The following is a 13,025-nucleotide window of genomic DNA, read 5'->3' as shown; positions in this document are numbered from 1 at the left end:
AAGAAGGAAGAAGTCATTAGTCATTAGTCATTAGTCATTAGTCATGTTTTGCTGTCCTCGCCCATCGAACGTCCAACGTCATCAGGAAGAGGGAAGAGGGAAGAAGGAAGAGGGAAGAAGGAAGAAGTCATTAGTCATTAGTCATTAGTCATTAGTCATGTTTTGCTGTCCTCGCCCATCGAACGTCCAACGTCATCAGGAAGAGGGAAGAGGGAATCTTCGACCAGGGTTTGAGGAATTAAGAACATCTTAACCGTTGGGCGCGGTTGCTTTAGCAGAAAACAAGATATATGTCAATTATTATCCGATATTTGGTAAATTTTCAATTTTCCTGTATAATCGATCGCGTCCGTTGCGAGCTAATCGGAGTCACAAGAAACTGGTAGGATCTTTGAGATTAAGTTGACAAAAATGCAGCCTCCTCAATCTATGCTAGAACTTAAAATCTGAATGCTTTTATCAACAAAAAACTCCCCCTCCTAAAAATAAGCATTAACAGTCTTGGACTCACGGGCGATCGTAAACCGGGTTTTTTACCAAAAAAATGCCTTCCCACCCGCAGATTAAATCAAAAACCCGGTTTTTTCGATCTTGATGCCTAAGTTCTGATTTAAAGAATCCCTAATTGGGATGTAAAATCTACAAAACGATCGCAATTATTATGCCAAACCTCCCATTTTCTCCCGAACAAATTGCCGCCGAAAGACTCAAACCCGAAGAATACGAAGAAATCGTTCAGCGCCTCGGCCGCCATCCCAACAAAGCTGAATTGGGAATGTTCGGCGTGATGTGGAGCGAACACTGCTGTTACAAAAATTCGCGACCGCTATTAAAACAGTTTCCCACAGAGGGCGATCGGATTCTGGTCGGGCCGGGAGAAAATGCCGGTGTCGTAGACTTGGGAGACGGTTTGCAACTTGCCTTCAAAATAGAATCTCACAACCACCCGTCTGCAGTCGAACCATTCCAAGGCGCAGCAACAGGAGTAGGTGGCATTCTCCGCGATATCTTCACAATGGGTGCTCGCCCGATCGCACTTTTAAACTCCCTACGTTTCGGCAACTTAGATGATAGCAAAACTCAGAGATTGTTCAAAGGCGTAGTATCGGGAATCAGTCACTACGGAAACTGCATCGGCGTACCCACAGTTGGCGGTGAAGTTTACTTCGATGAAGCCTATTCCGGCAACCCCTTAGTTAACGTCATGGCCTTGGGTTTAATGGAAACTCAAGAAATAGTTAAATCCGGCGCATCGGGAATCGGAAATCCCGTGCTTTACGTCGGTTCAACTACCGGGCGAGATGGCATGGGAGGAGCGAGTTTTGCCAGTGCAGAATTGACCGACAAATCAATGGACGATCGCCCCGCCGTCCAAGTAGGAGATCCGTTTTTAGAGAAATCCTTAATTGAAGCTTGTTTAGAAGCATTCAAAACCGGTGCAGTCGTCGCCGCCCAAGATATGGGCGCGGCCGGAATTACTTGCTCGACATCAGAAATGGCAGCCAAAGGCGGCGTTGGAATTGAATTCGATCTAGACAAAGTTCCGGTGCGAGAAAGCGGCATGGTTCCCTACGAATACCTGCTTTCGGAATCGCAAGAACGGATGTTGTTCGTAGCACAAAAAGGACGGGAACAGGAATTAATCGATATTTTTCACCGCTGGGGATTGCACGCCGTAGTGGCGGGGACAGTGATCGAAGAGCCGATCGTCCGAATTCTCTTTAAAGGCGAAATCGCTGCCGAAATTACCGCCACTGCTTTAGCAGATAACACCCCAATTTATCACCGCGAACTGTTGACAGAACCGCCAGAATATGCTAAAAAAGCATGGGAATGGACGGCGGATTCGCTGCCAGAATCCACAGTTACAGGCATCAAAATTAACGGTAATTTCCAAACTTGGAATCAGATTTTGCTGACGCTTTTAGATACTCCCACCATCGCTTCTAAACGCTGGGTTTATCGCCAATACGACCATCAAGTGCAAAACAATACTGTTGTTTTGCCGGGAGGTGCTGATGCCGCAGTTGTCAGATTGCGGCCTCTCGAACCTTGCCAAACTTCCCTTGCTAAAGGTCTGGAAAACTCCCCCTTTGCTAAGGGGGATTTACAGAGAGAAAATGCTGTTTCTCTAGCTTCCGAAAGCAAACAGGAAGAAGAGGTGATTCCTCTGTTTACAAAGGCACAAGGTAGGGAAACTCCAAAAATTTCTCCCCCCCTTAGCAAGAAAGAAGCGCCCCTGGGGATGATTCCTGGAGTTGCTGCAACGGTTGATTGCAATTCTCGCTACGTTTATCTCGATCCTTATGAAGGTGCAAAAGCAGTCGTAGCGGAAGCAGCAAGAAATTTAAGTTGTGTGGGTGCTGAACCTGTCGCAGTTACTGATAATTTGAATTTTGGCAGTCCCGAAAAGCCGATCGGATATTGGCAGTTAGCCTCAGCTTGTCGCGGAATTGCTGAGGCTTGTCGGGAGTTGGGAACGCCTGTAACGGGTGGCAATGTTTCTCTTTACAATGAAACTGTTGATGCTGGGGGGAATCCTGTACCAATTTATCCGACTCCGGTAATCGGAATGGTGGGGTTAATTCCCGATTTGAAGAAGATTTCGGGTCAAGCTTGGCTCAAAAAAGGTGATTTAATTTATCTGTTGGGAATTGGTGAATCATCCCCAAACTCCGAAGTTTTATCTGAAAGCTCAAAAATCGCAACTTCTCCTACTTTGGGAGGTTCGGAATATTTAGCGGCAATTCACGGGATTGTCGCTGGAAAACCGCCAAGAATAGATTTTGATTTGGAAAGAAAAGTGCAAAAAGCTTGTCGGGATGGCATCCGCAGCGGTTGGGTAGCTTCTGCTCACGATTGTGCCGAAGGTGGAATGGCGATCGCCCTCGCGGAATGCTGTATCTCTGCTAAAATGGGTGCAGAAATTCATCTCAGTTGTAATTCGGCAAATGTCGGCCGCTGGGATGAAATTTTGTTTGGTGAAATGGGCAACTGCATTATTGTTTCCGTCGCACCGAAAAATCAAGAAGTTTGGGAAGCTTACCTGCAAGAACATTTGACCGAAATGTGGCAGAAAATCGGTTTAGTTGGGGGGGCGGAATCGCCTTTGCGGGTTGTGACTGCTGACAATCAAGCGTTGATTGAGGTTGGGATGGGTGATATGGGCGATCGGTTCTATAATGCGATCGAGCGTCGAATTGGATCTGTTTGATTGTTGTTTATAAACCCGGAGGTTAGAAACCCGCCGATTAGAAACCCGGCGGTTATAAACCGCGTCTACACAGACGAAACCCGACGAAAGCGGGTTGAATTTCTTCATAAACCCGCGATTATAAACCGGGTAGTCCTAAACAAGTAATGACAAATTGTAATGATGGATAAAATACCAAATCGCACCGATGTGATTATTTAACGACTTGGAAAAAGATAAGGTCTTTCGTACCAAACGAGACACCCGTTGTCGGAGTATTGTCATAAAGTAGCGCTAGATATTACCCCCCCAACCCCCCAACCCCCCCGCGATTTCGGGGGGGCTAAGACTTCATCCATACCACATCTTTAGAAAAATGGTATTACACTAATTGCTCGTTCGTTGCTCGTTACCAGGAAGAGCCTGGTAATGCAGGTGCGGAGGAAGAGCCTCCTTCTTTCTAACAACTTACAGGAGAGAAGACTGTAGGAGGTGTTTAAGTTATTAATTTTTCGATACTTACCTATTTATTGAATAATAAAAAGGGAAACTGAAGATACATCTTTCCTCCCATTTCCCCTTTTTTTAAGGACGGTTTTCCTGACTGCGAACCTGGCAGTTAATTGACTGCTGCTAACTGTTTGTCTTTGACTTCCACTGGTGCAGTCAAAGCTTCTTCCAAATCCGCACAGCCGAGTTTTTCCTCCAGAATTGCCATCACTTCGCGGCCGAAATCATTGGAATTTCGCTGCCAAGCTTCTAAACAAACTTGCCCGAAAAATGAACCCAAAGGTTCGGGATTCCACAGCAATTTGCGCGCTGTCCAAGGCATCAAACTCATCGGGTCATAATCCGGTTTGAGAATATCCTTTTTAAAGGCGTATTCTTCTAAAATTGTGTGCGGCTGCAACCCAATAAAGAAAATAGCTGGTTCTACTTTATCGACTCCGAAAATCCGCTCTAATTCTCGGTGATAGGCAATTGTTTGTCGGATGGTTTCAAAGGTTTCATCAATGACGTTAAATGAGTAATTGACGGAAACTACATCGTTGTAACCGGCTGCTTTTAAATCGCGGCAATTTTCCAAAACTACTCGCAAGTTGTAGCCCATCCGCATTTTCCTAACCAGTTCCTGGGAACCGCTGGTGATGCCGATTTCAAAGTAGTTCATGCCCGTTTTTACCATCAAATCGCACAATTCGGGTGTGAGATTGTCCGCACGGATGTAAGCAGCCCAGTGGATGTCTGTCATGCCGGAGAGGATGATTTTTTGCAATAATTCGATCGCATCGTCGATGAATTTGCGCGCCGGGATAAATTGAGCGTCGGTAAACCAGAAATTGCGGATACCTCGATCGTACAATTGGCGCATCTCCGCCACCACCTCATCCGCCGGATTGATCCGCACTTGTTTTCCTTCAATCACCGTATAAATGCAGTAACAGCAATTGTGGGGACAGCCGCGCTTAGTTTGGACTCCGAGGTAGAAGTCCATATCCTGTAAATAATAGGAAAATTCCGGCCAAATGGTTTCGATGTAGTTGTAATCGCAGGCGGTTTTCTCGATGTTGGCTGGCTTTTCGTGAATTAGCCGATCGCGCGGCACAGTTTCTCCTACTACATAACATCTTTCCTGCGCCAAATCTTCGCCTTTAATCAACTTCTCCAGCAAAGCTTCGCCTTCGCCCACCGAAACCACAGTCCCGGCCGGCAAGCTGCGCCCCAACTGCTCGTAAAACACGCTCACAGCACCGCCACCGACCACTGCACGGGCTTCCGGGCGGTATTTCCGGGCCCGCTTCAATCCGCGCTTAATTAGTCCCAGATTGCGCCACAGTTCGGTGTAGTAGGACGCGGCCAAACGCAATCCTCCGAGTGCTCCCCGGAATTTTGTCAGCGGATTTTTGGCGTAGTAAAACTCGAAGGCATTTTGTAAGGGATTCCCGCCCCTACCGCCCACGGGCGCGTAAATTTGAATGTCCCGCCAAGAGAAAACTAACAGCGTTGGTTGAAACTCATCGACGATCGCATCCAAACCTTTAGCGTAGTCGAGGGGCGGTACTGCGCCTAGGTCAAAAATGCGCTGTTGGACATCGGGAAACAGCTTGTGTACGCTATCGGAAAGGTACACTACTCCGATCGGGAAAATTGGGTTGCAAGGGAGGCGAACGTACAGAACTCGGTTTTCCATGATTGCTATATCCTAAAGTGGAAGTTTTTCAGCTACGGTTAATATTCTTTTAATATAACTTTACCAAAAAACTGGGTCTAAAGCCCCGCTCCTTTAGGACGGCTTTTCTTAATCCTGTATTCATGCTAGAGTTATTTATACTACATACGACGTAAAATGCTGGTATTTGAGGCAAAACTTGAGGGAGAAAAGCAACAGTATGAAAGGCTTGATGAAGCTATTCGTACCGCTCGTTTTATCCGCAATTCTTGCATCAAATACTGGATGGACAACAAGGGAATTGGGCGATACGATCTGAGTGCTTATTGCAAAGTTCTCGCTCATGAGTTTCCTTGGGCAAACAAGCTCAACTCTATGGCTCGTCAAGCTTCTGCTGAAAGGGCTTGGAGTTCCATCGCTCGATTCTACGACAACTGCAAGAAGAAAGCAGCGAAGAAAGGTTTCCCACGCTTTAAAAAACATCAAACACACGGTTCTATAGAATACAAAACCTGTGGCTGGAAGCTGTCGGAAGATAGACGAACTATCACTTTCACCGATGGTTTCAAAGTCGGAAGTTTTAAGATGTGGGGAACCCGTGATTTGCATTTCTATCAGTTGAAGCAGATTAAGAGAGTTCGGGTTGTGCGTCGTGCCGATGGGTACTACGTTCAGTTTTGCCTTGATGTTGAGAGAGTTGAGAAAAGAGAACCAACAGGCAAAACAGTCGGATTGGATGTGGGGTTGACTCACTTCTACACCGATTCTGACGGGCAGGCGATTGAAAATCCCCGCCACCTCAGAAAGTCTGAGAAAGCCCTCAAGCGCCTTGGTCGAAGACTTTCTCGAACTCAAAAAGGCTCGAAAAATAGAGCCAAGAGTCAAAACCGGTTGAGCAGAAAGCACCTCAAGGTAAGTAGGCAGCGTCAAGATTTTGCCGTGAAGTTGGCAAGATGCGTCATCCAGTCTAACGACTTGGTTGCCTAGGTCGACTTGATGGTGCGGAACATGGTTAAGAACCGGAAGCTGTCTAAATCTATTAGTGACGCAGCTTGGTCGGCTTTCGGAAACTGGTTGGAGTATTTCGGCAAGGTGTTTGGAGTGGTAACGGTTGCCGTTCCTCCCCACTACAGCAGCCAGAATTGTTCCAACTGTGGGGAAGTTGTTAAGAAGTCGTTGAGCACAAGAACTCATAAATGTCATCATTGCGGGTTGGTTTTAGACCGAGACTGGAATGCAGCTCGAAACATACTTGAACTTGCACTTCGTACCGTGGGGCACACGGGAACGTTAAACGCCTCTGGAGACATCGACCTCTGCTTGGGTGAAGAAATTCCTCCAAGTAAGCCGAGTCGTGGAAAGAGGAATCCTCAGAAGTGATTCTGGGAATCCCCGTCCTTTAGGTCGGGGAGGATGTCAAAATATCTCTAATTTTAGCAATTTAATATTAAATATTTGAAAATTTTCCCCATTGGTTTAAGGCTGAGTTTGCGAGTGTCGGTCGGCGACAGCAGCCGAAAAAAGCGAATATTGAAGCAAATACAGCGGATTTTGACGGAAAATCCCAGATGAGAGTCAACAGTTAGGTATTTTTCTGGGTAAATAGAAATTTTAGGGCGATCGGTCTCCGGTATGTTATTGATACGCTTTAAGACAAAAAATGCAACTCTAAGCAAGCTCCAAATCCAGATTCGGTAAGTCATTCCCCAATCTCAAATCTCAAATCTCATATCTCAAATCGTTGGAGTTGGTAGTCCGCTTTACAGTAGCCGGGATCGCCTAGTGTTAGCCTAAGAAGATAACTAAAAATTTTAGGCAAGGCTCCCTCAGCAGTTATGGCTCAAATTCTTGACCCACTACCCTCAGACACCGACAGCAAGATTCTGTGCTGCTACGTCAACGCCACCAGTCTGATTCAGATTGCTCGCATCTCCAACATTCCTAACTGGTATTTTGAACGAGTGGTGTTTCCCGGACAGCGTTTGGTGTTTGAAGCGATGTCCGCCGCAGCGTTGGAAATTCACACCGGGATGATGGCGAGTGCAATTTTGTCGGATACAATTCCTTGCGATCGCTTGCAGATTAACGAAGGCCCGTATTCAAACGTCAATTCTAACAGATCCCCAGGTGATGCTGCTGGCGATCGCGCAGCAACCGCCGCCCGCCCCAAATCCCGAGAAATCTCAGAACCTTTGACAGTACCGGCACTAACCGCCGTTGATTAATAGAAGTTGTGAGTTTTGAGTTATAAATTGTCGGTGAATTGATAACTCCGCGCTCAAAATTCCAACTTCTGCAAAGCGGTAAAAACTCAATACTTAAGAACCAAAGTTTCTGAAATGAATTTTACATATCAACTCAAAACTGCAAATATTGTCCGATTTTTCATATTTGCTTGAGTTTGGTTCGCGAGACCGACAACTGTGCAAAAATAGCATTAAATAGCTTCTAGAACTTCAGTTATGTCAGCCGAACCGATCGCCCTTTCCCCATCTTCCGCCCCAGTATTTGAGCCGGCTGTATTCCGGCTTTCTCCCCTGATTAGAATCACGCTGTTGAGCTTGTACGCAGCCCTCACAATTCCCTTGCCGTTTTTGTCGGAAGTAACGCAAGCACCGATTCCTCCGACCGCACTCTGGGCGGCAATTATTGTCGGCGCAGCGGGCCTCTACGGTGTCCTCAGCGAACGGGTAATTCTCAGCGAGGAGGGGATTGAAGTTACCTATCCGAAGTGGTTTCCGCGCGTGTTTCGCAGGGGTTGGTCGCTACCTTGGACTGAGGTGAAGGCTCTCAAACCTCGATCGACCGGTCAAGGAGGCTTGGTTTACTATTTTCTGAGTCATGGGGGCGAAGGTTATCTGCTACCGATGCGGGTGGCTGGATTTGGTAAATTAGTCGGTTTGGTGGAAGCAAAAACGGGTATTGATACTAGGGATGTTCGCCCTTTATCGCAGCCTTGGATGTATCTGATTTTGTTGGGATGTACTCTGCTGCTGCTGTTGGTGGATGCGTGGACGATTGTAACTGCGATCGGGTTCAAAGGTAATTTGTAATATTATCTCTGTTGTTTATTGAGTTTGTACCTTTGGGGGCGGGCTTCTAGCCCACCCCACAAGATTGGTCACAAAAAGAAGCAGACAAATTAAATTGGCAAAAACTTACAAAGCTGTTTGATTGTGTTCATTTCAGGGGACAAGATTAGGTAAAAAATATTAATTTGGTCTTGTTAAAATTCTTACAGTTCTTGTGGGGTGGGCTTCTAGCCCGCCCCAAATATGTAGCTCAAATGTTATGAATAAAAAACCCGGTTTATTTAAGAAGCCGGGTTTTTAGGTTTTCTATTGTTGATTAGAAGTTACTTAATTTCAGCAGATTTCCGAGAGTTAGGCGATTCGTAGTAAACCCCTGAACCTGTATCGGAGACAAAATGACAATCCCAGTAAGAGCGAATAAAGCTCTTCCAAATTGGATCGGTTGATTTGCGATAATAATCGCCCAACAATGGCTTGATGGCTTCTGTTGCTTCCTTCAAGTGATAGTGCGGCATTGTCGAGAAAATGTGGTGGGCGACGTGGGTGCCGATGTCGTGATGGATGGAGTTGATGAATCCGTAATCGCGATCGATCGTAGATAGCGCACCTTTCAAGAAATACCAGTCATCTCCGCGATACCAAGGAATATCGGCTTCTGTGTGGTGCAGGAATGTTACCAAATCCAGCCACATTACGAAGATTACGTAGGGCACTAGGTAGAATTTGAGTAAAAACAACCAACCAAATTGGTAGGTTAATGCGCCTAAAAAGCCTACCATCAGTACCAAGGATGCGGAACTCGTCAACACATCCCATTTTTCGGAAGGACGGAAAATCGGGCTACCGGGCATGAAGTGAGAACCTACCCGATCGGGCGATCGGCGAAACAGATAAATTGGATAGGCAAATAACATCAAATAAAAGCGTCCCAGCTTCTCATACCAGGGCATTTGATTGTATTTGCTTTCCGACACTGGATACCAGCTTTCATCGTTATCCAAGCTGCCTGTATTTGCGTGGTGGGTTCTGTGGCTGATCCGCCAACCGTGGAAGGGTACGAGAATGGGTGCGTGGGAGAGGTGTCCGATCAGGTTGTTCAGCCATTTTTTCTTAGAAAATGAACCGTGCCCGCAGTCGTGGCCTACTACAAACAACGCCCAAAACATGGTTCCCTGCATCAACCAAAAGATTGGATAAAACCACCAGGAATCGAGGCTGTAGGCGATCGCGTATAAACCTGCGATGATGCCAATATCTAAAAAGAAATAAGCCAGAGATTTCCCTGTCGAGGGTTCAAAACAGTGAGCTGGAATGGCTGCTTTAACATCGCCAAGAGTAAAAGGTAACTCTTTTGTACGGGAGGATGAGCTTTTGTCGCTCGGCGGATTGAGAAGAGTATTTGATTGCACGAAGTTTCCGATTTAAGCTGACTTGAGAAACCGCATTTCGCCTTTTAACTTTCACTTTGGGCTCGGAAGGAGCCATATTTTTTACTCTGCAAGGGTTTCTAAAGTTCTTTAGTTCGCATGAATAGCCCGCCCGCGATTCTCAAGCAAGTTGGCTTGTAGAATACTTGTGTGGGAAAATTTAGCGCGATCGACCCTGTTATCTAAAAAAAAATATCCTGTGTCCGTTGTTAGTGCGAAATGCGACTTTTATCTGAGATAGATCGCACTTTTGGAGGCACTACCTCCAGTCCGCCAATGGCAGAGCTAAGTTAATTTAACATTTCTACACACACTCTGGCAACAAGTTATCGCCGAAGGAAGAGGAGGGAATTGGGCGAGCGCGAAGCGGAGGGATGGGGCATTGTTAGCTGTTGACTGACAACCGTCAACCGTCAACTGACAACCGTCAACTGACTTCTTCTAGGTTGCAGCTTTTTCTAAGATCAGCTTAGACCGTTTTACCACTTCTGGAATCTCGATCGGATAATCGCCGGTGAAACAGGCCGAACAGAAACTTTTCGGATCTTCGTTAGTCGCCTTCAGCATTCCGTCTCTACTCAAGAAAGCCAAGGAATCCACCTCCATGAGAGTGGCGATTTCTGCGACTGACTTGGTAGCAGCAATCAACTGATCTTGATTGTCGGTGTCTATCCCGTAGAAACAAGGATGAGTCACCGGCGGCGAGGAAACTCTCATGTGTACTGCAGTCGCGCCCGCATCCCGCAAAGCTTTAACTATTTTGCGACTGGTAGTGCCGCGCACGATCGAATCGTCGATAATAATTACCCGCTTTCCGTCCAACACATCTCTGAGAGGGTTGAGTTTCATGCGGATTCCTGACTCCCGCATGGCCTGAGTCGGTTGAATAAAAGTGCGCCCGACGTAGCGATTTTTAATTAATCCTTCGGCGTAAGGAATGCCGGAAGCTTGAGAAAAGCCGATCGCCGCCGGGATGCCTGAATCGGGAACGCCGATGACTATATCAGCATCAGCGGGAGATTCGGCAGCCAACGTCCGCCCGAGCCGCAGTCGGTAGCTGTACAAACTTTCACCTTCCATCTGGCTGTCTGGTCGAGCAAAATAGATCATTTCAAAGATGCAAAGTTTGCGCTTCTGCTGCTTGCTCCAGTGGAAGGAAGCCATACCTTCCTCTGTAATCCAAACCAATTCCCCCGGTTCTACATCCCGCAAAAATTCAGCGCCGATAATATCTAAGCCGCAAGTTTCTGACGCTAAAACGTACCGTACCGGAGTTGTGGGGAGAGTGCCAATTACCAGCGGGCGGACGCCGTGCGGGTCTCTGACTCCCATAACGCCTTTGGGGGTAGCGATCGTCAAACTAAAGGCTCCCCGGCACATACCAAAAGCACTGATTGCTGCTTCCAGCCAGTCTTTGCCCTTGTCTACCTCCGAACCGATCGCCACGGCGATCGCCTCTGAATCCGTCGAGCTGACAAACTCGCAGTTGCGAGACAGCAATTCTTGCCGCAATTCTTTAGTGTTGACAAGATTTCCGTTATGTGCTAAGGCAATTTTCCCCAAACGGGTTTGGACGACCACAGGTTGAGCGTTGATCGCCCGCGACGATCCCGTAGTAGAGTAGCGAGTGTGACCTATGGCTAAGTTACCGGGCAAGTGATCTAAATTCGATTCGTTAAAGACTTGGGAAACCAGTCCCATATCTTTGTGGAGGTGGACTGTTTCATCTTCAAAGGTGGCAATTCCTGCTGATTCCTGACCCCGGTGCTGCAAGGCATACAAACCGAAGTAGGTCAACTTGGCGACATCTTCACCCGGTGCGTAGATACCGAAAACGCCGCAAGCTTCCTCTGGCTTGTCGGGTTTGCTAGAATGCTCGTCAGCCTCGAAGGAATGGTTGGGAATCATAGAGGGGTGGGTTCCTAATGGGGAAGGTGGGTTAGGGGGACAGTTTCAGCGGGAATTCTTGTTTGCGAAAGCGCCGCATAACTTAACATTGCCTTAATTTTGCCACGGATCTGTCATTATTTCCAAGTCGTCTAGCATTTCAGACAGCAGGGATGCGGCGTTTAATGGCATTGTAGTATCGATCGCCCAGATTTGCGATCGTAGCATTTATTCGGGGCGGGCGATCGGGCGATCGGGCGATCGGGCGATTGTCAAACTTTCGTCCGCACAGCGCGAGACTGAAGAGAACGGCGATCGTGCGCCGTGCAAAATAACTTATAAACTTGCTTGACGGGATTTTTCAAATATTAGAATTTAAGGGCGATCGAGCTTGACTTTTTTAGGGAATTGACCTACTATATCATCATGGGAATCTGTGCGGCCATATAAACTCATTTTTGGCGCGATCGAGGATTGAGTAATGTCGTATTTTGTAGGTGCGCCGCTATGAGATTTGCGCTACCGCAAACTACTTCGATACAAATACAGCGGTTCTCACAAAGGTGAGGTATGGTTTTAGGCCCGATGCTTTTAGGCCCTATGCCCTATGCCCGCGAGAGCACCTCATCTTTGTGAGAAAGGCTATATCTCCTTCCAGCCGAAAGTAGAAAAGAACCGAAGAACCTGTCTCAACCAAACCTGCTTGATTTTGAAAAGGATAGGACAAAGCAGATAAAATTTGAGTCTTATTCTTCTGTCAATTGTCTTAATTCTGCGTTCCCCACCCAGAAGCAAGACTCTTCTGAGTCGGAGTTGACGGGTTGAGACATGACGTGACCCCTGACTAAGAGTGAGCATTGTGGTAGCAGAGAATTAAGTGATGCGATTGGTTATCAAAGAAATGGGTTTAAAACCCCGTCGTTCTAGGACGGCTTTAATTCCTTCTGAATTTTTCTGATTGTGTTAAAATAGTATGGCATACTAAAGTAGTAAAACAGCTAAAAAAAATGAAAGCAAGGTTCCAATACAGATTCTATCCAACCGATAGACAACGCCATAGTTTGGCTCAGTTGTTTGGTTGTGTAAGAGTTGTTTGGAACGATGCCTTGGCTGTTAGTAGATGTGGCAAATATCCTGGGCGCAACACTCTATCGAAGTCTCTAACTATATCTAAAAAGACAGAAGAAAAGGCATGGTTGAACGATGTTTCGTCCGTGCCGTTGCAACAATCCCTCAAACAGTTAGAGGTTGCTTACAAAAACTATTTTGATTCCCTAAAAGGGAAGAGAAAAGGCAAGAAAGTGGGTCAACCCAAA

The 13,025-nt window shown here is 46.7% G+C and carries 7 protein-coding genes and 2 pseudogenes; 5 read left to right on the top strand and 4 right to left on the bottom strand.

The features are described from left to right. Positions 1-661: 661 nt before the first annotated feature. Positions 662-3,214, top strand: coding sequence for a phosphoribosylformylglycinamidine synthase subunit PurL (purL, locus tag WBA89_RS18840; RefSeq protein WP_424408735.1), 2,553 nt, complete (start codon positions 662-664; stop codon positions 3,212-3,214). Between the two features lie 135 nt (positions 3,215-3,349). Here purL and WBA89_RS18835 read toward each other — a convergent pair. Together WBA89_RS18835 and WBA89_RS18830 are read right to left on the bottom strand one after the other, a co-directional pair. Beyond that, positions 3,350-3,469 (bottom strand): annotated as a pseudogene (locus WBA89_RS18835) (IS1 family transposase); the annotation flags it as partial. Between the two features lie 343 nt (positions 3,470-3,812). Beyond that, on the bottom strand, positions 3,813-5,384 hold the full coding sequence (locus WBA89_RS18830; protein ID WP_424408734.1) for a photosystem II high light acclimation radical SAM protein: 1,572 nt from the start codon (positions 5,382-5,384) through the stop codon (positions 3,813-3,815). 156 nt (positions 5,385-5,540) lie between these two features. On the opposite strand from WBA89_RS18830, the pseudogene WBA89_RS18825 reads away from it, so the two are divergent. The 3 genes and pseudogenes from WBA89_RS18825 to WBA89_RS18815 all read left to right on the top strand — a co-directional run bounded on the left by WBA89_RS18825 (position 5,541) and on the right by WBA89_RS18815 (position 8,416). Then, positions 5,541-6,743 (top strand): annotated as a pseudogene (locus tag WBA89_RS18825) (RNA-guided endonuclease InsQ/TnpB family protein). A 455-nt stretch (positions 6,744-7,198) separates the two neighbouring features. Further along, a complete protein-coding gene (locus tag WBA89_RS18820; RefSeq protein WP_424408733.1) occupies positions 7,199-7,588 on the top strand; it encodes a DUF1830 domain-containing protein in 390 nt (129 codons plus the stop codon). 237 nt (positions 7,589-7,825) lie between these two features. Beyond that, positions 7,826-8,416, top strand: coding sequence for a hypothetical protein (locus WBA89_RS18815; RefSeq protein WP_424408732.1), 591 nt, complete (start codon positions 7,826-7,828; stop codon positions 8,414-8,416). A 302-nt stretch (positions 8,417-8,718) separates the two neighbouring features. Here WBA89_RS18815 and WBA89_RS18810 read toward each other — a convergent pair whose 3' ends face one another. Together WBA89_RS18810 and purF are read right to left on the bottom strand one after the other, a co-directional pair. Next, entirely contained in the window at positions 8,719-9,804 is a 1,086-nt protein-coding gene (locus WBA89_RS18810; RefSeq protein WP_424408731.1) for a fatty acid desaturase, read from the bottom strand. 459 nt (positions 9,805-10,263) lie between these two features. Continuing rightward, positions 10,264-11,730, bottom strand: a complete 1,467-nt coding sequence (gene purF / locus WBA89_RS18805) for an amidophosphoribosyltransferase (protein WP_424408730.1) — start codon at positions 11,728-11,730, stop codon at positions 10,264-10,266. Between the two features lie 986 nt (positions 11,731-12,716). Here purF and WBA89_RS18800 point away from each other — a divergent pair. After that, the coding region (locus WBA89_RS18800; protein WP_424408729.1) for a helix-turn-helix domain-containing protein at positions 12,717-13,025 on the top strand (309 nt) is incomplete at its 3' end.

It is taken from the genome of Microcoleus sp., assembly GCF_049646505.1.
In the GTDB taxonomy this organism is placed as follows: Bacteria; Cyanobacteriota; Cyanobacteriia; order Cyanobacteriales; family Microcoleaceae; genus Microcoleus.
Note: the sequence above shows the minus strand (reverse complement) of the source record. Positions and strands in the feature narration are given on the sequence as shown.